22 protein-coding genes are annotated in these 21832 nt (G+C 64.2%); all 22 read left to right on the top strand.

What is annotated here, in order from left to right:
- Positions 1–174: 174 nt before the first annotated feature.
- The 22 genes from fliH (at position 175) to CAG44_RS04135 (ending at position 21796) form a co-directional block, all read left to right on the top strand.
- Positions 175–969, top strand: a complete 795-nt coding sequence (gene fliH, locus CAG44_RS04240) for a flagellar assembly protein FliH (RefSeq protein ID WP_085589017.1) — start codon at positions 175–177, stop codon at positions 967–969.
- Complete coding sequence (gene fliI / locus CAG44_RS04235) at positions 959–2317, top strand: flagellar protein export ATPase FliI (RefSeq protein ID WP_061551804.1); 1359 nt, start codon at positions 959–961, stop codon at positions 2315–2317. Before fliH ends, fliI begins: the two co-directional genes overlap by 11 nt.
- A 6-nt stretch (positions 2318–2323) precedes the next feature.
- Complete coding sequence (gene fliJ / locus CAG44_RS04230; RefSeq protein WP_085663987.1) at positions 2324–2776, top strand: flagellar export protein FliJ; 453 nt, start codon at positions 2324–2326, stop codon at positions 2774–2776.
- Positions 2777–2967: 191 nt separating this feature from the next.
- Positions 2968–3273 carry an STAS domain-containing protein gene (locus tag CAG44_RS04225; protein WP_013973600.1) on the top strand — a complete coding sequence of 102 codons (306 nt, stop codon included), beginning with the start codon at positions 2968–2970 and terminating at the stop codon, positions 3271–3273.
- Between the two features lie 8 nt (positions 3274–3281).
- Positions 3282–4973 carry a fused response regulator/phosphatase gene (locus CAG44_RS04220; RefSeq protein WP_085691642.1) on the top strand — a complete coding sequence of 564 codons (1692 nt, stop codon included), beginning with the start codon at positions 3282–3284 and terminating at the stop codon, positions 4971–4973.
- 48 nt (positions 4974–5021) lie between these two features.
- Positions 5022–5369 (top strand): Hpt domain-containing protein, encoded by a 348-nt coding sequence (locus CAG44_RS04215; protein ID WP_085691641.1) that lies wholly within the window; start codon positions 5022–5024, stop codon positions 5367–5369.
- Positions 5370–5441: 72 nt separating this feature from the next.
- A complete protein-coding gene (locus tag CAG44_RS04210) occupies positions 5442–6710 on the top strand; it encodes a flagellar hook-length control protein FliK (protein ID WP_085691640.1) in 1269 nt (422 codons plus the stop codon).
- A 218-nt stretch (positions 6711–6928) separates the two neighbouring features.
- A complete protein-coding gene (fliL, locus tag CAG44_RS04205) occupies positions 6929–7426 on the top strand; it encodes a flagellar basal body-associated protein FliL (protein WP_025340078.1) in 498 nt (165 codons plus the stop codon).
- 9 nt (positions 7427–7435) lie between these two features.
- Positions 7436–8404, top strand: a complete 969-nt coding sequence (gene fliM / locus CAG44_RS04200; protein WP_013973595.1) for a flagellar motor switch protein FliM — start codon at positions 7436–7438, stop codon at positions 8402–8404.
- Between the two features lie 46 nt (positions 8405–8450).
- Positions 8451–8921: a flagellar motor switch protein FliN gene (gene fliN, locus CAG44_RS04195; protein WP_003257291.1), complete on the top strand. Its 471-nt coding sequence runs from the start codon at positions 8451–8453 to the stop codon at positions 8919–8921.
- Positions 8922–8933: 12 nt separating this feature from the next.
- Complete coding sequence (gene fliO / locus CAG44_RS04190) at positions 8934–9368, top strand: flagellar biosynthetic protein FliO (RefSeq protein WP_043936227.1); 435 nt, start codon at positions 8934–8936, stop codon at positions 9366–9368.
- Positions 9368–10123 carry a flagellar type III secretion system pore protein FliP gene (gene fliP / locus CAG44_RS04185; protein WP_003257293.1) on the top strand — a complete coding sequence of 252 codons (756 nt, stop codon included), beginning with the start codon at positions 9368–9370 and terminating at the stop codon, positions 10121–10123. Before fliO ends, fliP begins: the two co-directional genes overlap by 1 nt.
- Positions 10124–10144: 21 nt before the next feature.
- Entirely contained in the window at positions 10145–10414 is a 270-nt protein-coding gene (gene fliQ, locus CAG44_RS04180) for a flagellar biosynthesis protein FliQ (protein WP_075045922.1), read from the top strand.
- Positions 10415–10421: 7 nt separating this feature from the next.
- Positions 10422–11198 (top strand): flagellar biosynthetic protein FliR, encoded by a 777-nt coding sequence (gene fliR / locus CAG44_RS04175; protein WP_085589009.1) that lies wholly within the window; start codon positions 10422–10424, stop codon positions 11196–11198.
- Between the two features lie 2 nt (positions 11199–11200).
- Positions 11201–12343: a flagellar biosynthesis protein FlhB gene (gene flhB / locus CAG44_RS04170; RefSeq protein WP_085589007.1), complete on the top strand. Its 1143-nt coding sequence runs from the start codon at positions 11201–11203 to the stop codon at positions 12341–12343.
- Positions 12344–13155: 812 nt separating this feature from the next.
- Positions 13156–15285 carry a flagellar biosynthesis protein FlhA gene (flhA, locus tag CAG44_RS04165; RefSeq protein WP_013973588.1) on the top strand — a complete coding sequence of 710 codons (2130 nt, stop codon included), beginning with the start codon at positions 13156–13158 and terminating at the stop codon, positions 15283–15285.
- Between the two features lie 11 nt (positions 15286–15296).
- Positions 15297–16604, top strand: a complete 1308-nt coding sequence (gene flhF, locus CAG44_RS04160) for a flagellar biosynthesis protein FlhF (protein WP_085589005.1) — start codon at positions 15297–15299, stop codon at positions 16602–16604.
- Between the two features lie 93 nt (positions 16605–16697).
- The gene (fleN, locus tag CAG44_RS04155; RefSeq protein ID WP_003254408.1) at positions 16698–17531 is read left to right on the top strand and encodes a flagellar synthesis regulator FleN; all 834 of its coding nucleotides are present in this window, start codon (positions 16698–16700) and stop codon (positions 17529–17531) included.
- On the top strand, positions 17528–18268 hold the full coding sequence (gene fliA, locus CAG44_RS04150) for an RNA polymerase sigma factor FliA (RefSeq protein ID WP_046614576.1): 741 nt from the start codon (positions 17528–17530) through the stop codon (positions 18266–18268). The genes fleN and fliA overlap by 4 nt, the downstream gene beginning before the upstream one ends.
- A 103-nt stretch (positions 18269–18371) precedes the next feature.
- Positions 18372–18746: a chemotaxis response regulator CheY gene (locus CAG44_RS04145; RefSeq protein ID WP_075045918.1), complete on the top strand. Its 375-nt coding sequence runs from the start codon at positions 18372–18374 to the stop codon at positions 18744–18746.
- A 20-nt stretch (positions 18747–18766) separates the two neighbouring features.
- Positions 18767–19555 carry a protein phosphatase CheZ gene (locus CAG44_RS04140; RefSeq protein ID WP_085614524.1) on the top strand — a complete coding sequence of 263 codons (789 nt, stop codon included), beginning with the start codon at positions 18767–18769 and terminating at the stop codon, positions 19553–19555.
- A 12-nt stretch (positions 19556–19567) separates the two neighbouring features.
- Positions 19568–21796 carry a chemotaxis protein CheA gene (locus tag CAG44_RS04135; RefSeq protein ID WP_085691639.1) on the top strand — a complete coding sequence of 743 codons (2229 nt, stop codon included), beginning with the start codon at positions 19568–19570 and terminating at the stop codon, positions 21794–21796.
- Positions 21797–21832 lie beyond the last annotated feature (36 nt).

Here is a 21832-nt window from a genome sequence, read left to right as displayed (position 1 = left end):
GGGCAGGCAAATGAATTTTGCGGCCTGGTGCGGTACTTGTGGGAGCTGGCTTGCCGGCGATGAGGCCGGCCCAGGCACCGCTGCTGTATGGCAAGGGCTTCGCCCTTGATCGCCGGCAAGCCAGCTCCCACAGGCCCCGCATTTGTCGAACAGGCTTGTTGAGTACCTGAAAACATGTCTACCAAAGAACATCACCCCAGCGACCTGATCCGCGCCCGCGACCTCGAGGGCGTGGACGTATGGGCGCTGCCCAGCTTCGACCCGGAACCGGAGCCTGAGCCCGAACCGGAGCCGGAACCCGAGGTAATCGAGGAAGAAGTCGAGGAAGTGCCGCTGGAAGAAGTCCAGCCACTGACCCTGGAAGAACTCGAGGCCATCCGCCAGGAGGCCTACAACGAAGGCTTCGCCACCGGTGAGCGCGAGGGCTTCCATAGCACCCAGCTCAAGGTCCGCCAGGAAGCCGAAGAGGCACTGAAGACCAAGCTGGAGAGCCTCGACCGGCTGATGACCAACCTGATGGAGCCGATCGCCGAGCAGGACACGCAGATCGAGAAAACCCTGGTCCACCTGGTGGCTCACATGACCCGCCAGGTAATCGGTCGCGAACTGCGGGGCGATTCCAGCCAGATCACCCAGGTACTGCGCGAAGCGCTCAAGCTGCTGCCCATGGGCGCGGACAATATCCGCATTCATCTCAACCCTCAGGATTTCGAGCTGGCCAAGGCCCTGCGCGAGCGCCATGAGGAAAGCTGGCGGCTGCTCGAGGACAGCGCACTGCTACCAGGCGGCTGCCGTATCGAGACCGCGCACAGCCGCATCGACGCGACCATGGAAACCCGCATCGAGAAAGCCGTGGCACAACTGTTCGACCAGTTGCACGATCATTCGCTGCACCCGGCAGCGCCAGACATGTCGGTAGACCTGGACAGCCTGCCAGAGCGCGCCGTGGGTAGCCCGGATGCAACTTGAGCGCACCAGTTTCGGCAAGCGCCTGGGCAGTTACGCCGAGGCCATCGAGCTGCCGGCCCAGCCCATCGTCGAAGGCCGCCTGCTGCGCATGGTCGGCCTCACCCTGGAAGCCGAAGGCCTGCGCGCTGCAGTCGGCAGCCGCTGCCTGGTAATCAACGACGACAGCTACCACCCGGTGCAGGTGGAGGCCGAAGTCATGGGCTTTGCCGGGTCCAAGGTATTCCTCATGCCGGTCGGCAGCATTGTCGGCATCGCCCCCGGCGCCCGGGTGGTGCCGCTGGATGACAGCGGCCGCCTGCCCATGGGCATGAGCATGCTCGGCCGGGTGCTGGACGGCGCCGGTCGCGCGCTGGATGGCAAGGGCGGGATGAAGGCCGAGGACTGGGTGCCGATGGACGGCCCGGTGATCAACCCGTTGAACCGCGACCCCATCAGCAAGCCGCTGGACGTGGGCATTCGCAGCATCAATGGCCTGCTCACCGTCGGTCGCGGCCAGCGCCTGGGCCTGTTCGCCGGTACCGGTGTGGGCAAGTCGGTGTTGCTGGGCATGATGACCCGCTTCACCGAAGCCGAGATCATCGTCGTCGGCCTGATCGGCGAGCGGGGCCGCGAGGTCAAGGAATTCATCGAGCATATCCTTGGTGAGGAAGGCCTCAAGCGCTCGGTGGTGGTCGCTTCGCCCGCCGACGATGCGCCGCTGATGCGCCTGCGCGCCGCCATGTACTGCACACGTATTGCCGAGTACTTCCGCGACAAGGGCAAGAACGTGCTGTTGCTGATGGACTCGCTGACCCGTTTTGCCCAGGCCCAGCGTGAAATCGCCTTGGCCATCGGCGAGCCTCCGGCCACCCGGGGTTACCCGCCATCGGTGTTCGCCAAGCTGCCCAAGCTGGTGGAGCGGGCCGGCAACGGCGAGCCAGGTGGTGGTTCGATCACCGCGTTCTATACCGTGTTGTCCGAGGGCGACGACCAGCAGGACCCGATTGCCGACGCGGCGCGCGGTGTGCTCGATGGCCACTTCGTGCTGTCGCGGCGGCTGGCCGAGGAAGGCCATTACCCGGCCATCGACATCGAAGCCTCGATCAGCCGGGTCATGCCCCAGGTGGTCGATGCCGACCATTTGCGCCAGGCACAAAAGTTCAAGCAGTTGTGGTCGCGCCTGTCGCAAAGCCGCGACCTGATCAGTGTGGGTGCCTATGTGGCGGGTGGCGACCCGGAAACCGACCTGGCCATTGCGCTGCAATCGAAGCTGGTGGAGTTTTTGCGCCAGGGCCTGCGCGAGAGCGTGGGCATGGCGCAAAGCCGCGAACAGTTGGGGGCGATCTTTGCGCCCCCGGCGGGCGGTTGATAGGCCATGGCGCTGCCCGGACGTGCCGCGCGCCTGGCGCCGGTGGTGGACATGGCCGAAGAGGCCGAGCGCCAGGCGGCCCAGCGCCTTGGGCAGTTCCAGCAGCAGGTGGCTACGGCACAGGCCAAGCTGGCCGAGCTCGAACGGTTTCGCGAAGACTACCAACTGCAGTGGATCAACCGTGGCGGGCAGGGTGTAAACGGTAGCTGGCTGGTCAATTACCAGCGCTTCCTCGGGCAACTGGAAACGGCCATGACCCAGCAGCGCCAGAGCCTGGTCTGGCACCAGAACAACCTCAACAATGCCCGCGGCACCTGGCAGCAGGCCTATGCCCGGGTGGAAGGCTTGCGCAAGCTGGTGCAGCGCTACCTGGACGAAGCCCGGCGGGCCGAAGACAAGCGCGAGCAGCGCTTGCTCGACGAGCTGTCGCAACGCCTGCCGCGGCAGAATCACCTATAGCCTGTACTGGCCTCTTCGCGGGTGAACCCGCTCCCACAGGTACGGCGCAGGATTCGAATTCGTGGAGATCCTGTGGGAGCGGGTTTACCCGCGAAGAGGCCGGGACAGGCAGCCCACATGCTTGCCACCCCCGGCATCGCCTGCTAAACCTTTAAGGAGTTGCATCCGCCATCATCGAAGGAATCGCTAGCATGGCAGTCGAGACTGATTTTTCGCAGGACGGGAAAAAGCTGACGATTAAGATCAAGGGGCGCTTCGATTTCGGCAAGCATCAGGAATTTCGTGACGCCTACGAACGCCAGCCCAGCCGGCCAGATTCGGTGGTCGTCGACCTGAAGGACACCACCTACCTCGACAGTTCCGCGCTCGGCATGCTGCTGTTGCTGCGTGACCATGCGGGCGGCGATGAGTCGGATGTGCGTGTGGTGCATGCCAGCTCCGACGTGCGCAAGATCCTCGCCATCTCCAATTTCGAAAAACTCTTCGATATCAGTTGAGCGCCGACATGCCGGCCGAACAGGCGTTGACCGTGCTGGTCGCCGAAGACGGTGCCGCCGACCGACTGCTGCTGGCGCAGATCGTGCGCCGTCAGGGCCATCAGGTATTCACCGCGGAAAACGGCGAGCAGGCGGTGGCGCTGTTCGTCGAGCGGCGCCCGCAACTGGTGCTGCTGGATGCGCTGATGCCGGTGATGGATGGCTTCGAGGCGGCGCGGCAGATCAAGGCGCTGGCCGGCGAAGCGCTGGTGCCAATCATTTTCCTGACGTCATTGAACGAGGAGGAAGGCCTGGTGCGCTGCCTGGAGGCCGGGGGCGACGACTTCATGGCCAAGCCCTACAGTGCGGTGATCCTCGGCGCCAAGATACGCGCCATGGACCGCCTGCGCCGGCTGCAGGCCACCGTGCTGGAGCAGCGCGACCAGATTGCCCGGCACCACCACCACCTGCTCAACGAGCAGCGGGTGGCCAAGGCGGTGTTCGACAAGGTGGCCCACTCCGGCTGCCTGGCCGCGCCCAACATCCGCTACCTGCAATCGCCCTATGCGCTGTTCAATGGCGACCTGATGCTGGCCGCGTTCACCCCGTCCGGCGACATGCGCGTGCTGCTCGGCGATTTCACCGGCCACGGCCTGCCGGCGGCGGTAGGCGCCATGCCGCTGGCCGAAGTGTTCTACGGCATGACTGCCAAGGGCTACGGCATGGCGCAGATCCTGCGCGAGATGAATGCCAAGCTCAAACGTATCCTGCCGGTGGACATGTTCTGTTGTGCGCTGCTGCTCAACCTCAGCATGCAGCGCGGTTCGGTGGAGGTGTGGAACGGCGGCATGCCTGATGGCTATCGCCTGGCAGTGGATGGCCAGGTGCTGTCGGCGCTGACTTCGCGACACCTGCCGCTGGGCATCCTGGACGCCGAGCGTTTCGATGACAGTACCGAGGTGTTGCCGCTGGCACCGGGCGAGCGCCTGCTGCTGCTGTCGGACGGCGTGCTGGACACCGCCGACGACCAGGAACGCCTGTTTGGTGTGCAGCGCTTGCGCAGGGTGCTGGCCGACAACCGGGACCCGGTGCGGTTGTTCGACGAAGTGATGCAGGCCCTGGAGCGCTTTGGCGGGCGCCCGCGCGATGACATCAGCCTGTGCGACATTCGTATGTTCAGCGCCGAGGAGCGGGTGCCGGCGCCGATGATCTACTCTGATAGCGGCCGCTCCAGCCCGCTGGACTGGTCGCTGGGGTTCGAGGTGCGTGGCCAGAGCCTGAAGCGCTTCAACCCGGTGCCGTACCTGGTGCAGTTGTTGCAGGAGATTCACGGCCTGCGCGCGCGTACCGGCAACCTGCACAGCGTGCTCAGCGAGCTGTATTCCAATGCCCTGGAGCATGGCGTGCTGGGCCTGGACTCGCAGCTCAAGCGCGATGTACAGGGCTTTGCCGACTATTATCAGGAACGCGCCCGGCGTCTTTGGGTTCTGACCGACGGTTACGTGCGCATCGATTTCAAGGTTGAACCGCAAGCCGACGGCGGGCGTCTGATGATCGAGGTCCGTGACAGTGGTGCCGGGTTCGATGTGCAACGGGTGCTGTCCCGGCCCTCGCTGGAGCAGGGGCTGAGCGGGCGAGGCTTGAACCTGGTGAGGCGGCTGGCCAGCAGCGCGCACTGGACTGAGGGCGGGCGCTGCGCGCATGTGGAGTTCGTCTGGTGAGCCACGGGTTGGCTCGGGCATAATCTGGCTTGATCAAGGAGTGAACAAGTGACTGACATGCATATTGACCACAAGGTACTCAGCGACCTGCGTGAGGTCATGGAAGATGGCTACCTGCAGTTGGTGCAAACCTTTCTCGAAGACTCCGAACGGCGCCTGGGCCAGCTGCACGCGGCCCAAAATGCCGAAGAGCTCGGCTCCGCGGCCCACAGTTTCAAGGGCAGCAGCAGCAACATGGGCGCGGTTGCATTGGCCAACCTGTGCCAGCAGCTGGAGGAGCGCGCACGGCGGCCCCCGCTGTATGGCATCGAAGACCTGATCAACCGCATCGACCAAGAGTTCCTCGAGGTGCAGGGCTTCTACCGAGGTGAGCAGCAGCGCATTTCGGCGGGTTGAAACACGACTTGGCGCGAGTCTTGCCTGTCTCTGGCTGGATGATTTTTTTGTTTCTGGCGCGGAGACCGCTCGATGCCTGTCGCACCCAACCCATTGTTGCAAGGCAACGCCATTGCCAACACCTCGCGTTCGGCCACCGCACAGGCCGACAAGCCGCTGCAGGCGCCGGGCGACAAGGGCGACGGCTTCGGCCAGGTGATGGCCCGGCAGGGCCGCGACAAGGCCGCCGGGCAGGACGACAAGGTCGCTCAGGCCAAGCCCAAGGACAAGCCCGAGGCGGCGCAGGGCGGCAAGAAAGCCGCTGCCGACAAACCCGCGGTTGCCGATGACGGCAAACAATTGCCAGCCGACGACCAGGCCCAGGCCGACACCGGCTTGCGCGATGCCAGCCTGGTGGCCGGCCAAGTCACCGACGCCCAGCCTGGCGCACAACTGATCCAGGCCCAGGCCGAGGCGGTGGCGCCGGTGTTGCAGGCCGCCGCGGCGCAGGCGCAGGTCACCGCCGAGCTGCCCGAGGAGTCGGCCGCCGAGGAAGCCTTCGACCCTGACTCCGACCCTTTGGCCAACCTGCCTACCCTGCGCCTGGCGCTGGAACAAAGCGCCCAGGCCAAGGGAGCGACCTCGGCGCATGCCCTGGACCCTTCGCAGGCTCAGGGCGAAGAGGGGCAGATGGCCGTCAATACCTTGGCGAATCTGGTCGAGAATGCCGAGGGTGAAACGGGCGAGCCTGGCGACAAGGCCTTTGCCGGCTTGCTCGAAGATGGCCTGAAAGACACCAAGAGCGCTGGCAGCGATACACGTGTAGATGATTTCGCCAACCGCCTGGCCAACCTGACCCAGGCCGCCACGGCCAAGACCGCCAATGCCGTGCCGGCCAATGCCAGCCCATTGCACCAACCGCTGCCGATGAACCAGAACGCCTGGGCCGAAGGGCTGGTCAACCGGGTCATGTACCTGTCCAGCCAGAACCTAAAGTCGGCGGATATCCAGCTGGAGCCGGCAGAACTGGGCCGCCTGGACATTCGCGTCAATGTTGCGACGGACCAGTCGACCCAGATCACCTTCATCAGCGGCCATGCCGGCGTGCGTGACGCCCTCGACAGCCAGGTGCACCGCCTGCGCGAGCTGTTCGCCCAGCAGGGGCTGGCACAGCCGGATGTCAACGTGGCCGACCAGTCGCGCGGGCAGCAGCAACAGCAGCAGGGGCAGGCACAGGGCAGCAACCTGTCCGGGGTGGCGGCGCGCCGGGCCGAGCAGGGCGGGGTAGAGGCAGTCGATAGCGCCCGGCCTGTGGAGCAGCAGGTGGTTGTTGGCGACAGTGCGGTCGATTATTACGCCTGATAACCGTTAGCCTGAGCCGGCTTCTTCGCGGGCGCGCCCGCTCCCACAGGAATTTCATCGGTTTCGAATCCTGTGCTTTGCCTGTGGGAGCGGGCGTGCCCGCGAAGAAGGCAGCACCGCAAAACCTGCTGGAACCCATCCTCTGCAAAATCTGGCATAACACTTGCTCAAGCCAAGCCATCCTCCCTTGAACCCCCGATGGACGACGGATTATTGGCATGGCGAAGAGCGAAGCAGTCAAAGACCCCGCCACTAAAGGCAAACTCAAGCTGATCCTGCTGGCGGTAGTGGGCCTGTTGCTGGCGATCGGCCTTTCGGTGGGCGCTACCTGGTTCATCATGCACAAGAGCGAGCCGGCCCCGGCCGCCGATCCTGCAGCCAGCAACGTCAAGCCAGCGGCTATCTACGAAGCGCTGGCCCCGGCCTTCGTGGTCAACTTCAACCAGAACGGCCGCCAGCGCTACATGCAGGTGAGCATCACCCTGCAAGCGCGCAGCCAGGCTGACCTGGACGCCCTCAAGGTGCACATGCCGGTGATCCGCAACAACCTGGTGATGATGTTCTCCGGGCAAGGCTTCGACACCCTGGCCGGCAGCCCGGTGGGGCAGGAAATGCTGCGCCAGAAGGCCACCGCAGTGGTTCAGGAAGTGGCACAGAAGGAAGTCGGCAAGCCGGTCGTCGACCAGTTGCTGTTCACCAATTTCGTATTGCAGTAGGAGTCCGCAATGGCCGTACAGGACCTGCTGTCCCAGGATGAAATCGATGCCCTGTTGCATGGTGTCGACGACGGGCTGGTGCAGACCGAGAGTGCATCCGAGCCTGGCAGCATCAAAAGCTACGACCTGACCAGTCAGGACCGTATCGTGCGGGGTCGCATGCCGACCCTGGAAATGATCAACGAGCGTTTCGCCCGTTACACCCGTATCAGCATGTTCAACCTGCTGCGCCGCTCCGCCGACGTGGCAGTGGGCGGCGTGCAGGTGATGAAGTTCGGCGAATACGTGCACTCGCTGTATGTGCCGACCAGCCTCAACCTGGTCAAGATCAAGCCGCTGCGCGGTACCTCGCTGTTCATCCTCGACGCCAAGCTGGTGTTCAAGCTGGTGGACAACTTCTTCGGCGGCGACGGCCGCCACGCCAAGATCGAAGGCCGCGAGTTCACCCCCACCGAGTTGCGCGTGGTGCGCATGGTGCTGGACCAGTGCTTCGTCGACCTCAAGGAAGCCTGGCAGGCAATCATGCCGGTCACCTTCGAGTACATGAACTCCGAGGTCAACCCGGCCATGGCCAACATTGTCGGCCCCAGCGAGGCGGTGGTGGTGTCCACCTTCCACATCGAGCTGGACGGCGGTGGCGGCGACCTGCACGTGACCATGCCGTACTCGATGATCGAGCCGGTGCGGGAAATGCTCGACGCCGGTTTCCAGTCCGACCTGGACGACCAGGACGAGCGCTGGGTCAAGGCCCTGCGCGAGGACGTGCTGGACGTGGCTGTGCCGCTGACCGCCACCGTAGCCCGGCGCCAGCTGAAGCTGCGCGACATCCTGCACATGCAGCCTGGTGACGTGATCCCGGTGGAGCTGCCCGAGCACCTGGTACTGCGCGCCAACGGCGTGCCGTCGTTCAAGGCGCGCCTGGGTTCGCACAAGGGCAACCTGGCGCTGCAGATAATCGACCCGATCGAACGCCGCTGACGCGTGCCGGTCGCTCATAACGAATTGAATGCCTGTCGAGGAAACCATGGCTAACGAAAACGAGATCACCTCCGCAGAGGACCAGGCACTGGCCGATGAATGGGCTGCGGCACTGGAAGAAACCGGTGCAGCCGGCCAGGCCGATATCGATGCACTGCTGGGTGGTGACACCGGTAGCAGCACCGGCGGCGCGGGCCGCCTGCCGATGGAGGAGTTCGCCAGCTCGCCGAAGCCGAACGAAAACGTCAGCCTCGAAGGCCCTAACCTGGACGTGATCCTGGATATCCCGGTGAACATTTCCATGGAAGTGGGCAGCACCGAGATCAACATCCGCAACCTGCTGCAGCTCAACCAGGGCTCGGTGATCGAGCTCGACCGCCTGGCCGGCGAGCCGCTCGACGTGCTGGTCAACGGCACGCTGATTGCCCATGGCGAGGTGGTGGTGGTCAACGAGAAGTTCGGCATCCGCCTGACCGACGTGATCAGCCCCAGCGAACGTATCAAGAAGCTGCGCTGAGTGAAGGGCACGATGCGCGCCATCGCGGCGGCCGCCGCGCTGCTCGCCAGCCAGGCTTGCCTGGCCGCGGCCACACCGGCGGCAACCCCGGCAACCGCGCCTGGCAGCCTCGGTGGGCAGTTGGCGCAGATGGTCTTCGGCCTGCTGCTGGTGGTCGGCCTGATCTTCTTCCTGGCCTGGTTGCTGCGGCGCATGCAAAGCACGGCGGTGAAGGGTGGGCAGGTGATCGAGATCGTCGGCAGCCGGGCCATCGGCCCGCGTGACCGCCTGCTGCTGGTGCAAGTGGGCAAGGAGCAGATCCTGATCGGCCATACCCCTGGCAGCATCGAGGCCCTGCATGTGCTGGCCGAACCCGTGGAAGTGCCGGAGAACGCCCGCCAGGCGACGCCGGAGTTTGCCCAGCGGCTGATGGAGCTGATGGGCAAGGACCCTAAGGACAAGAAGTGATGAGTGGCGCGCTGCGTGTGTTGTTGACTCTGGCGCTGCTGTTGGCTGCGCCGCTGGCCCTGGGGGCCGACCCGCTGTCGATCCCGGCCATTACCCTGTCCAATACCGCGGACGGGCAGCAGGAGTATTCGGTCAGCCTGCAGATCCTGCTGATCATGACGGCGCTCAGCTTCATCCCGGCGTTCGTCATCCTGATGACCAGCTTCACCCGCATCATCATCGTGTTCTCGATCCTGCGTCAGGCCCTGGGCTTGCAGCAGACGCCGTCGAACCAGCTGCTGACGGGCATGGCACTGTTCCTGACCATGTTCATCATGGCGCCGGTGTTCGACCGGGTGAACCAGGATGCACTGCAGCCGTACCTGAAGGAGCAGATGACTGCCCAGCAGGCCATCGACAAGGCCCAGGGGCCGCTCAAGGACTTCATGCTGGCGCAAACCCGGCAAAGCGACCTCGACCTGTTCATGCGTCTGTCCAAGCGTACCGACATCGCCGGCCCGGACCAGGTGCCGCTGACGATCCTGGTGCCGGCGTTCGTTACCTCCGAGCTGAAGACTGCGTTCCAGATCGGTTTCATGATCTTCATCCCGTTCCTGATCATCGACATGGTGGTAGCCAGCGTGCTGATGGCCATGGGTATGATGATGCTGTCGCCGCTGATCATCTCGCTGCCGTTCAAGATCATGCTGTTCGTGCTGGTCGATGGCTGGGCGCTGATCATGGGCACCTTGGCCAGCAGTTTCGGCGGCGTCTGACGCCGTCAAGGAGAGCCGCCGATGACACCTGAAGTCGCTGTCGACCTGTTCCGTGATGCCTTGTGGCTGACCACCCTGATGGTCGCCATACTGGTGGTGCCCAGCCTGCTGGTGGGCCTGGTGGTGGCCATGTTCCAGGCCGCCACGCAGATCAACGAACAGACCCTGAGCTTCCTGCCACGCCTGCTGGTGATGCTGGTCACGCTGATCGTCGCCGGGCCGTGGCTGGTGCAGAAGTTCATGGAGTACATCACCAGTCTGTACACCAACATCCCGCAGCTGATCGGTTGACGCGCCGATGCTGGAACTGACCGACACACAGATCGGCACCTGGGTCGCCACCTTCATCCTGCCGTTGTTCCGGGTGACGGCGGTGCTGATGACCATGCCGATCTTTGGCACCCGCATGCTGCCGGCGCGGGTGCGTCTGTACGTGGCGGTGGCTATCACCGTGGTGATCGTCCCGGCCCTGCCGCCCTTGCCCGAGTTCGACCCGTTGAGCCTGCGTGGCCTGCTGCTGTGTGCCGAGCAGGTCATCGTCGGGGCGTTGTTCGGGTTGTCGCTGCAGTTGTTGTTCCAGGCTTTCGTCATCGCTGGCCAGATCGTCGCGGTGCAGATGGGCATGGCCTTCGCATCGATGGTCGACCCGGCCAACGGCGTCAACGTTGCGGTGATCAGCCAGTTCATGACCATGCTGGTGAGCGTGCTGTTCCTGCTGATGAACGGCCATCTGGTGGCGTTCGAGGTGCTGACCGAAAGCTTCACCACCTTGCCGGTGGGCAATGCGCTGGTGGTCAATCAGTTCTGGGAGATGGCGGGGCGCCTGGGCTGGGTGTTCGGTGCCGGCCTGCTGCTGATCCTGCCGGCTATCGCCGCGTTGCTGGTGGTGAACATCGCCTTTGGCGTAATGACGCGTGCCGCGCCGCAGCTGAACATTTTCTCCATCGGTTTTCCGCTGACCCTGGTCATGGGCATGTTCATTTTCTGGGTCGGCCTGGCCGACATACTTTCCCATTACCAGGCGTTGGCCAGCGAAGCGCTGCAATGGCTGCGTGATCTGGCAAGGGCGCGCTGAGCATGGCGGAAAGCGAAAGCGGTCAGGACAAGACAGAAGAACCCACCGACAAGCGCAAGCGCGATGCCCGCGAGAAAGGCGAGATCGCGCGTTCCAAGGAGCTGAACACGGTGGCGGTGACCTTGGCCGGCGCCGGTGGCCTGCTGGCGTTCGGCGGCCACCTGGCCGAGACACTGCTGGCGATCATGCGCATGAACTTCAGCCTGACCCGCGACTTCATCGTCGATGAGCGGGCCATGGGTGCCTTCCTGCTGGCCTCGGGCAAGATGGCCATCTGGGCGGTGCAGCCGATCTTGGTCCTGTTGTTCGTGATTTCCTTTGTCGCGCCGATTGTCCTGGGCGGTTTCCTGTTTTCCGGCAGCCTGTTGCAGCCGAAATTCAGCCGCATGAATCCCTTGTCGGGGATCAAGCGCATGTTCTCGATGAACGCCCTGACCGAGCTATTGAAAGCACTCGCCAAGTTTTTCGTGATTCTGGTCGTGGCGGTAGTGGTGTTGGTCAATGACCGCCAGGCGCTGCTCGCCATCGCCAATGAGCCGTTGGAGCAGGCGATCATCCATAGCCTGCAGGTGGTGGGCTGGAGTGCGTTGTGGATGTCGGCCGGGCTGCTGTTGATTGCGGCGGCGGACGTGCCGTTCCAGCTGTGGCAGACGCACAACAAGCTGAAGATGACCAAGCAGGAAATCAAGGACGAGTACAAGGACAGCGAAGGCAAGCCCGAGGTCAAGCAGCGTATTCGCCAGCTGCAGCGTGAGGCTTCGCAGCGGCGCATGATGGCGGCTGTGCCCGAAGCCGACGTGATCATCACCAACCCGACGCATTATGCGGTGGCCTTGCAATACGACCCGGAGAAAGGCGGGGCGGCGCCGTTGCTGCTGGCCAAGGGGACGGATTTCATTGCCCTGAAGATTCGCGAGATCGGCGTGGAGCACAAGGTCCAGATCCTCGAGTCGCCGGCGTTGGCGCGGGCGATCTACTACTCCACCGAACTTGAGCAGGAAATCCCTGCCGGGCTTTACCTGGCGGTGGCGCAGGTGCTGGCCTATGTGTTCCAGATCCGCCAGTACCGGGCAGGCAAGGGCAAGCGGCCAGAGCCGCTGAAGGACGACCTGCCGATTCCGCCGGACCTGCGCCGCGACAGTTGACCTTGTGTCAGGGCGTCCGGCCCTTTCGCGGGTGAACCCGCTCCCACAGGTCCTCTGCGGGCCTTGAAGGCTGTGCGGTCCCTGTGGGAGCGGGAGTGCCCGCGAAGAGGCCGGAACAGGCAACATCAATCCCCCGTCGAGCAAAGTTGGAAGGCTTCTTGTCAAGCTAGCGCCAGGCGCCTGCGCCGCGACAGTTGACCTTGTGTCAGGGCGTCTGGCCCTTTCGCGGGCACGCCCGCACCCACAGGGACCTCATGCTCCTCGAGGGCGACGCCGCACCTGTGGGAGCGGGTTCACCCGCGAAGAGGCCGGAACAGGCAACATAAATCCCCCGTCGAGCAAAGTTGGAAAGCTTCTTGCCAAGCCAGCGCCAGGCGCCTGCGCCGCGACAGTTGACCTTGTGTCAGGGCTACTGGCCCTTTCGCGGGTGAACCCGCTCCCACAGGTCCTGTGCGGGCCTTGAAGGCTGTGCGGTCCCTGTGGGAGCGGGCGTGCCCGCGAAGAGGCCGGAACAGGCAACATCAATCCCCCGTCGAGCAAAGTTGGAAGGCTTCTTGTCAAGCTAGCGCCAGTCGCCTGCGCCGCGACAGTTGACCTTGTGTCAGGGCGTCTGGCCCTTTCGCGGGCACGCCCGCTCCCACAGGGACCTCATGCTCCTCGAGGGCGACGCCGCACCTGTGGGAGCGGGTTCACCCGCGAAGAGGCCGGAACAGGCAACATAAATCCCCCGTCGAGCAAAGTTGGAAAGCTTCTTGCAGAGCCAGCGCCAGGCGCCCCCTGTGCGTCAAAGTTTTGCATCAAGAGGACTCGCGGTGGATCGCACTCAGTTAATCAGCAACGCCCGTAACAACCTGGCCGGGCTCGGCCGGGGCAACCTGGGTGTGCCGCTGTTGCTGCTGGTGATGTTGGCAATGATGATGTTGCCGATACCGCCGTTCCTGCTCGACGTGTTCTTCACTTTCAACATCGCCCTGTCGATCGTGGTCCTGCTGGTCTGCGTCTACGCCCTGCGCCCGCTCGACTTTGCCGCGTTCCCCACCATCCTGCTGGTGGCCACGTTGTTGCGCCTGGCCCTGAACGTGGCTTCCACCCGGGTGGTGATGCTGCATGGCCAGGAGGGCCACGGCGCCGCCGGCAAGGTGATCCAGGCCTTCGGCGAGGTGGTGATCGGCGGTAACTACGTGGTCGGTGCCGTGGTGTTCGCCATCCTCATGATCATCAACTTCGTGGTGGTGACCAAGGGCGCCGGGCGTATCTCGGAAGTGAGCGCGCGTTTCACCCTCGACGCCATGCCCGGCAAGCAGATGGCCATCGACGCCGACCTCAACGCCGGCCTGATCGACCAGGCCCAGGCCAAGCACCGTCGTGCCGAAGTGGCGCAGGAAGCCGAATTCTATGGTTCGATGGACGGTGCCAGCAAGTTCGTCCGCGGTGACGCCATCGCCGGCCTGCTGATCCTGTTCATCAACCTGATCGGCGGCATGCTGATCGGCATGCTGCAGCATGGCATGAGCTTTGGCGATGCCGGCAAGGTGTACGCCTTGCTGACCATCGGTGACGGTTTGGTGGCGCAATTGCCATCACTGTTGCTGTCCACCGCTGCCGCGATCATGGTGACCCGTGCCTCGGGCTCCGAGGACATGGGCAAGCTGATCAACCGGCAGATGTTCGATTCGCCCAAGGCCCTGGCGGTGTCCGGCGCGCTGATGATCGTCATGGGCCTGGTGCCGGGCATGCCGCACGTGGCCTTCCTCAGCCTCGGCCTGCTGGCCGGTGGTGGCGCCTACCTGGTGTGGAAGAAGCAGCAGAAGGCCAAGGCGCAGGCGCTGCAGGAGGCGCAGCGCCAGCAGGACCTGCTGCCCTCGCCACAGCGTGCGCTGGAAACCAAGGAGCTGGGCTGGGACGACGTCACGCCGATCGACATGATTGGCCTGGAGGTCGGCTACCGGCTGATCCCGCTGGTCGATCGCAACCAGGGTGGCCAGTTGCTGGCGCGGATCAAGGGCGTGCGCAAGAAGCTGTCGCAAGACCTGGGCTTCCTCATGCCCACCGTGCACATCCGCGACAACCTCGACCTGCAGCCCAGCGCGTATCGCCTGACCCTGATGGGGGTGATCCTGGCCGAGGCCGAGATCTACCCGGACCGCGAACTGGCAATCAACCCGGGGCAGGTGTTCGGCACCCTCAACGGCATCGCCGCGCGCGACCCGGCGTTTGGCCTTGAAGCCGTGTGGATCGATGTCGGCCAGCGCTCCCAGGCGCAGTCGCTGGGCTACACCGTGGTCGACGCCAGTACCGTGGTGGCCACCCACCTGAACCAGATCCTGCAGAAGCACTGCCACGAGCTGATCGGCCATGAAGAGGTCCAGCAACTGCTGCAGGTGTTGGCCAAGGCATCGCCTAAACTTGCAGAAGAGCTGGTGCCGGGTGTCATTTCCTTGTCGGGCCTGCTCAAGGTGCTGCAAGCGCTGTTGTCTGAACAAGTGCCAGTGCGCGATATTCGCAGTATCGCCGAGGCGATCGCGAACAACGCCGGCAAGAGTCAAGATACCGCCGCGCTGGTGGCGGCAGTGCGCGTCGGATTGTGTCGCGCCATCGTGCAAAGCATTGTCGGCGTTGAGTCGGAGCTGCCAGTGATTACCCTGGAGCCAAGGTTGGAACAGATTTTGCTCAATAGTCTGCAAAGGGCCGGGCAAGGTCAGGAAGACGGTGTTCTTCTGGAACCGAGCATGGCCGAGAAGCTGCAGCGTTCGCTGATCGAGGCGGCCCAGCGCCAGGAAATGCAGGGCCAGCCGGCCATCCTCCTGGTCGCCGGCCCGATCCGCGCCATGCTGTCGCGTTTCGGTCGCCTGGCTGTACCGAATTTGCATGTTCTGGCGTATCAGGAAATACCGGACAACAAGCAAGTCACCATCGTTGCCACCGTGGGCCCTAACGGCTGAGGTAGGGGATAATGCAAGTTAAGCGATTTTTCGCCGCCGATATGCGTCAGGCCATGAAGCTGGTCCGTGATGAGCTGGGCGCCGATGCCGCCATCATCGGCAACCGTCGCATCGCCGGCGGTGTCGAGCTGACGGCCGCGCTGGACTACAAGCTGTCCGCCCTGGCCCCGCGTGTGCCCAACGCCGAACTGGAAGAAGAGCTGCGCAAGACCCATACGCGCATCGCCACTGCCCAGGCCGAGCTGGGCCACCGCCAGGACAGCAGCGACAACAACCGCCAATTGTTCGCCGGGCAGTCGCTGACCGCCGCCGAGCCGTTGATCGAACCGCACGTCGATGTTCCCGAGGCTGCTGCAGCGCCTGCGTCGGCGCCGGTCGACCCGCGCCTGTTCGATGCCATGCGCTCCGAGCTGTCGGGCCTGCGCGAGCTGCTGGAAGTGCAGCTCGGCTCGTTGGCCTGGAACCAGCTGCAGGGCAGCAAGCCGCAGCAGGCCACCGTCTGGCGCCGGTTGCAGCGCATCGGCCTGTCCGGGCCGATCGCCCGTGAGCTGCTGGACCTGACTGCCGAGATCGACGAGCCACGCCAGGCCTGGCGCATGTTGCTGGCGCACTTGGCGCGGATGATCGAAATCCCCGAGGTCGAGCCGATCGAAGAGGGCGGGGTGATCGCCATGGTCGGCCCGGCCGGCATGGGCAAGACCACCACCCTGGCCAAGCTGGCCGCCCGCTACGTGCTCAAGTACGGCGCGCAGAACCTGGCGCTGGTGAGCATGGACAGCTTCCGCATCGGCGCCCAGGAGCAGCTCAAGACCCTGGGCCGCATCCTCAACGTGCCGGTTACCTACGTCGACCCGGGCCAGTCGCTTGCCGCGGCGCTGGAGCCGCTGTTGCGCAAGCGCGTGGTGCTGATCGATACCGCCGGCCTGCAGGCCAGCGACCCGGCCCTGCGCATGCAACTGGACACCCTGGCCGGGCGTGGCATTGCCGCGAAGAACTACCTGGTGCTGGCCACCACCAGCCAGAAGCAGGTGCTGACCGCCGCCTACCACAGCTACAAGCGCTGCGGCCTGGCCGGTTGCATCCTGACCAAACTCGATGAAACGGCGAGCCTTGGCGACGTGCTGAGCCTTGCCATCAGTCATGATTTGCCAGTGGCCTACCTGACCGACGGGCCGCGCATTCCTGACGACCTGCACCTGCCACGGGGGCACCAGTTGGTCTCCCGCGCGGTCAATGTGCAGCAGCAGGACGAGCCCAGCGAAGAGGCCATGGCCGACATGTTCGCTGATCTCTATCACAACCCACGGCGAGCGGGTTGATGATGAAATGTGTGCAAGGTAGCTATGCCAAGGGGTACGCAGAATTGCCCTACGTGTGGCCTGAGTCCCAGCGAGACAAGGTAAAGAACAGACATGGGTAGCATGCATCCCGTACAGGTGATCGCCGTGACCGGTGGCAAAGGTGGCGTCGGCAAGACTAACGTTTCAGTGAACCTGTCCCTGGCGCTGGCCGAGCTTGGCCGCAGGGTCATGCTGCTCGACGCCGACCTGGGCCTTGCCAATGTCGATGTGCTGCTGGGCCTTACCCCCAAGCGGACCCTGGCCGATGTCATCGAAGGGCGCTGCGAGCTGCGCGACGTGATGTTGCAGGGCCCCGGTGGTGTGCGCATCGTGCCGGCTGCCTCGGGCACGCAGAGCATGGTGCACCTGGCCCCGGCCCAGCATGCCGGGCTGATCCAGGCGTTCAGCGAAATCGGCGACAACCTCGACGTGCTGGTGATCGACACTGCGGCCGGTATCGGTGATTCGGTGGTCAGCTTCGTACGTGCCGCCCAGGAAGTGCTGCTGGTGGTATGCGACGAACCCACCTCGATCACCGATGCCTACGCCCTGATCAAGCTGCTCAACCGCGACTACGGCATGAACCGTTTCCGGGTGCTGGCCAACATGGCGCAGAGCCCGCAGGAAGGCCGCAACCTGTTCGCCAAGCTGACCAAGGTCACCGACCGCTTCCTCGACGTTGCCCTGCAGTACGTGGGCGCCGTGCCGTATGACGAGTGCGTGCGCAAGGCGGTGCAGAAGCAGCGTGCCGTGTACGAAGCCTTCCCACGCTCCAAATGCGCGCTGGCCTTCAAGGCGATTGCCCAGAAGGTCGATAGCTGGCCGCTGCCGGCCAACCCGCGCGGCCATCTGGAGTTCTTTGTCGAGCGTCTGGTGCAGCCCACCAGCGCGGGACCTGTGCTATGAACGCCAGCGGCTTCAAGATGTACAGCCGGGCGTCGAAAGACGCGCAGTACGAGCTGATCGAGCGCTACGCCCCGCTGGTCAAGCGCATCGCCTACCACCTGCTGGCGCGGCTGCCGGCCAACGTGCAGGTCGAGGACCTGATTCAGGCCGGCATGATCGGCCTGCTGGAAGTGGCCAACAAGTACGACGCCAGCAAGGGCGCCAGCTTCGAAACCTACGCCGGCATCCGCATTCGCGGGGCCATGCTGGACGAAGTGCGCAAGGGCGACTGGGCACCGCGTTCGGTGCACCGCAACACCCGCATGGTCAGCGACGCGATGCGTGCGGTTGAAGCCAGAACCGGCCGTGACGCTAAAGATCATGAAGTTGCTGCCGAACTCCAATTGAGTCTCGATGATTACTACGGGATCTTGAACGATACCCTGGGCAGCCGCCTGTTCAGCTTCGACGACCTGTTGCAGGACGGCGAGCACGAAGGGCTGCATGAGGATGGCGCCAGTGGCCAGGTGGAACCTGCGCGTGGCCTGGAGGACGAGCGCTTCCAGGCCGCCCTGACCGAGGCCATCGCCAACCTGCCGGAGCGTGAGCGCCTGGTGCTGGCGCTGTACTACGACGAAGAGCTGAACCTCAAGGAAATCGGTGAGGTGCTGGGGGTCAGCGAGTCGCGGGTCAGCCAGTTGCACAGCCAGTGTGCCGCGCGTCTGCGCAGCCGCCTGGGGGAATGGCGGGCGCGTTGAGCCCGCTGTCGTTGCAGTCGTTTTCTACGTTGTACCGAATTGTGAATGCGCGCTCGGGGCCGAGCGCGTTTGAGACTGCTTGGAGGTCTACTTGAACAAAGACATGAAAATCCTCATCGTTGACGACTTTTCGACGATGCGGCGGATCATCAAGAACCTGTTGCGTGACCTGGGCTTCACCAACACCGAAGAAGCCGACGACGGCACCACGGCGCTGCCGATGCTGGAGAACGGCCACTACGACTTCCTGGTGACCGACTGGAACATGCCTGGCATGTCCGGCATCGACCTGCTGCGCAAGGTGCGTGCCCACGATCGCCTGAAATCCATGCCGGTGCTGATGGTGACCGCCGAAGCCAAGCGCGACCAGATCATCGAAGCGGCCCAGGCCGGCGTCAATGGCTACGTGGTCAAGCCGTTCACCGCCCAGGTGCTCAAAGAAAAGATCGAGAAGATCTTCGAACGCGTCAACGGCTGAGTCACGTCAGGGGGCGCGCCATGGATTCATCACAAACGTCTTTGGGCGAGTTCGAATCGACCCTGAAGAAGCATGCCCAGGAGCTGGTCGAGAGCCTGGAGCGGGGCCGTTTCGGCGATGCGGTGCAGCTGATTCACGAGCTGAACCAGACCCGCGACCGCGGCCTGTACCAGGAAGTCGGCAAGCTGACCCGCGAGCTGCACAGTGCCATCGTCAGTTTCCAGATCGACCCGACCATGCCGCAGGCCGAGGAGGTGTCGCAGATAACCGACGCCACCGAGCGCCTGTCGTACGTGGTCAGGCTCACCGAGGGCGCGGCCAACCGCACCATGGACCTGGTCGAGGAAAGCACCCCGGTGCTCAACGACCTGGCCAGCGAGGCCCAGGCCCTGAGCACCGACTGGCAGCGCTTCATGCGCCGCGAAGTGGCTGCGCCGGAGTTCCGTGACCTGGTCAAGCGCGTCGACAGTTTCCTGACGCACAGCGCCGAAGGTAACCGCAAGGTCGCCGGCCACCTCAACGACATTCTGCTGGCCCAGGACTATCAGGACCTGACCGGCCAGGTGATCAAGCGCGTCACCACGTTGGTCACCGAGGTGGAAAGCAACCTGCTCAAACTGGTGTTGATGGCCAGCCAGGTCGACCGCTTTGCGGGCATCCAGCATGACCACGATCAACTGCGCGCAGAAAAAGATCGAGAAAAACATCCGACTCGGGGTGAAGGTCCGCAGATTCATGCCGATAAGCGTGAAGACGTCGTGTCCGGTCAGGACGATGTCGATGATTTGCTGTCCAGCCTGGGTTTTTAAGGAGCACGTTTGATGAGCTTCGGCGCCGATGAAGAAATCCTCCAGGATTTCCTGGTAGAAGCCGGCGAAATTCTTGAGCAACTGTCCGAGCAACTGGTCGAGCTGGAAAGCCGGCCCGACGATGCCGACCTGCTCAATGCGATCTTTCGCGGTTTCCACACTGTAAAAGGGGGCGCCGGCTTCCTTCAGCTGAACGAGCTGGTGGAGTGCTGCCATATCGCCGAGAACGTGTTCGACGTCCTGCGCAAAGGTGAGCGCCGGGTCGACGCGGAACTGATGGATGTGGTGCTCGAGGCACTGGACACGGTCAACAGCATGTTTGGCCAGGTGCGCGAGCGCACCGAAGTGACCGCGGCCACCCCCGAGCTGCTGGCGGCGCTGTCGCGCCTGGCCGAGCCGGGTGGCGCAGAAGCCGTTGAAGTGCCTGCCGCTGCGGCACCGGTTGCCGAAGCGCCTGCCGAGGAGCAGGACATCACCGACAGCGAGTTCGAGCAGCTGCTCGATTCGCTCGATGCGGTCAAGGCACAAGCTGCGGCCGACGAGCAGATGCAGGGCGAGACCGTCAGCGGTGAGGGTGACGAAATCAGCGACGCCGAGTTCGAGTCGCTGCTCGACCAGTTGCACGGCAAAGGCCAGTTCAGCGCCGAGGTTGCCGCGCAGCCGGTTGCCTGCGCGCCGGAAGCGGCCAGCGACGAAATTACCGACGCCGAGTTCGAATCGCTGCTGGACCAGTTGCATGGCAAGGGCACCTTCCAGGCCGATGCCTTGCCCGCTGCCAAGGCGCCGACGCCTGCCGTAACCGACACCAGCGCAGCCAGCGACGAAATCAGCGAGCACGAGTTCGAGGCGCTGCTGGACCAGTTGCACGGCAAGGGCAAGTTCGGTGGTGACGTTGCCGCCGTCGAAGCCCCGCCTGCGGCCAAGGTGCAAGCGCCGGTCGCGGCCAAGACCGACAGCCAGCCCGTGGCCAAGCCAGCCGCAGTTGCTGCGCCGGCACCGGCACCTGCCAGCAAACCTGCCGCAGCACCCCGCGCCCCGGCGCCGGCTGCCGAGAAGCATGGCGCCAGCGAAGCGGAAACCACCGTGCGGGTCGATACCGCGCGCCTGGACGAGATCATGAACATGGTCGGCGAACTGGTGCTGGTGCGTAACCGCCTGGTGCGCCTGGGCCTGAACAGCGGCGACGAGGCCATGTCCAAGGCCGTGTCCAACCTCGACGTGGTCACCGCCGACCTGCAGACCGCGGTGATGAAAACCCGCATGCAGCCGATCAAGAAAGTCTTCGGCCGCTTCCCGCGCCTGGTGCGCGACCTGGCCCGCCAGCTCAAGAAAGAGATCAACCTGGAGCTGGTCGGCGAAGAGACCGACCTCGACAAGAACCTGGTCGAGGCCCTGGCCGACCCGTTGGTGCACCTGGTGCGCAACGCCGTCGACCATGGCGTGGAAATGCCCGAAGAGCGTGAAGCCTCCGGCAAGGCGCGCACCGGCCGCGTGGTGCTGTCGGCCGAGCAGGAAGGTGACCACATCCTGCTGTCGATCTCTGACGACGGCAAGGGCATGGACCCCAACATCCTGCGCGCCAAGGCCGTGGAAAAGGGCCTGATGGACAAGGATGCCGCCGATCGCCTGAGCGAGTCGGACTGCTACAACCTGATCTTCGCCCCGGGCTTCTCGACCAAGACCGAGATTTCCGACGTGTCCGGCCGCGGTGTGGGCATGGACGTGGTGAAGACCAAGATCTCCCAGCTCAACGGCTCGATCAACATCTTCTCGGCCAAGGGCCAGGGCTCGAAGATCGTCATCAAGGTGCCGCTGACCCTGGCGATCATGCCCACCCTGATGGTGATGCTGGGCAACCAGGCGTTCGCTTTCCCGCTGGTCAACGTCAACGAGATCTTCCACCTCGACCTGTCGCGCACCAACGTGGTCGACGGCCAGGAAGTGGTGATCGTGCGCGACAAGGCGCTGCCGCTGTTCTACCTCAAGCGCTGGCTGGTCCAGGGCCAGGTGCACGAAGAGCAGCACGAGGGCCACGTGGTGATCCTGTCGGTCGGTACCCAGCGCATCGGCTTTGTCGTCGATCAACTGGTTGGCCAGGAAGAAGTGGTAATCAAGCCGCTGGGCAAGATGCTGCAGGGCACCCCGGGCATGTCCGGGGCCACCATCACCGGCGACGGTCGCATCGCGTTGATTCTCGACGTTCCGAGCATGCTCAAGCGTTACGCCGCGCGGCGTATTTGATTTCGGTGGCGCACCCTGGCGGGTTGCGCCGCCTAA

The sequence above is a fragment of the Pseudomonas sp. B13(2017) genome (assembly GCF_002113245.1).
Lineage (GTDB): Bacteria > Pseudomonadota > Gammaproteobacteria > Pseudomonadales > Pseudomonadaceae > Aquipseudomonas > Aquipseudomonas putida_Z.
The sequence above is the reverse complement of the archived record's forward strand: the minus strand, read 5'-3'. Positions and strand labels throughout refer to the sequence as shown.

Bases quoted from the DNA above. Each gene is read 5' to 3' on its own strand.
- fliH (WP_085589017.1), top strand. From the start codon at position 175: ATGTCTACCAAAGAACATCACCCCAGCGACCTGATCCGCGCCCGCGAC.
- fliI (WP_061551804.1), top strand. From the start codon at position 959: ATGCAACTTGAGCGCACCAGTTTCGGCAAGCGCCTGGGCAGTTACGCC.
- fliJ (WP_085663987.1), top strand. From the start codon at position 2,324: ATGGCGCTGCCCGGACGTGCCGCGCGCCTGGCGCCGGTGGTGGACATG.
- CAG44_RS04225 (WP_013973600.1), top strand. From the start codon at position 2,968: ATGGCAGTCGAGACTGATTTTTCGCAGGACGGGAAAAAGCTGACGATT.
- CAG44_RS04220 (WP_085691642.1), top strand. From the start codon at position 3,282: ATGCCGGCCGAACAGGCGTTGACCGTGCTGGTCGCCGAAGACGGTGCC.
- CAG44_RS04210 (WP_085691640.1), top strand. From the start codon at position 5,442: ATGCCTGTCGCACCCAACCCATTGTTGCAAGGCAACGCCATTGCCAAC.
- fliL (WP_025340078.1), top strand. From the start codon at position 6,929: ATGGCGAAGAGCGAAGCAGTCAAAGACCCCGCCACTAAAGGCAAACTC.
- fliM (WP_013973595.1), top strand. From the start codon at position 7,436: ATGGCCGTACAGGACCTGCTGTCCCAGGATGAAATCGATGCCCTGTTG.
- fliN (WP_003257291.1), top strand. From the start codon at position 8,451: ATGGCTAACGAAAACGAGATCACCTCCGCAGAGGACCAGGCACTGGCC.
- fliO (WP_043936227.1), top strand. From the start codon at position 8,934: ATGCGCGCCATCGCGGCGGCCGCCGCGCTGCTCGCCAGCCAGGCTTGC.
- fliP (WP_003257293.1), top strand. From the start codon at position 9,368: ATGAGTGGCGCGCTGCGTGTGTTGTTGACTCTGGCGCTGCTGTTGGCT.
- fliQ (WP_075045922.1), top strand. From the start codon at position 10,145: ATGACACCTGAAGTCGCTGTCGACCTGTTCCGTGATGCCTTGTGGCTG.
- fliR (WP_085589009.1), top strand. From the start codon at position 10,422: ATGCTGGAACTGACCGACACACAGATCGGCACCTGGGTCGCCACCTTC.
- flhB (WP_085589007.1), top strand. From the start codon at position 11,201: ATGGCGGAAAGCGAAAGCGGTCAGGACAAGACAGAAGAACCCACCGAC.
- flhF (WP_085589005.1), top strand. From the start codon at position 15,297: ATGCAAGTTAAGCGATTTTTCGCCGCCGATATGCGTCAGGCCATGAAG.
- fleN (WP_003254408.1), top strand. From the start codon at position 16,698: ATGGGTAGCATGCATCCCGTACAGGTGATCGCCGTGACCGGTGGCAAA.
- fliA (WP_046614576.1), top strand. From the start codon at position 17,528: ATGAACGCCAGCGGCTTCAAGATGTACAGCCGGGCGTCGAAAGACGCG.
- CAG44_RS04145 (WP_075045918.1), top strand. From the start codon at position 18,372: ATGAAAATCCTCATCGTTGACGACTTTTCGACGATGCGGCGGATCATC.
- CAG44_RS04140 (WP_085614524.1), top strand. From the start codon at position 18,767: ATGGATTCATCACAAACGTCTTTGGGCGAGTTCGAATCGACCCTGAAG.
- CAG44_RS04135 (WP_085691639.1), top strand. From the start codon at position 19,568: ATGAGCTTCGGCGCCGATGAAGAAATCCTCCAGGATTTCCTGGTAGAA.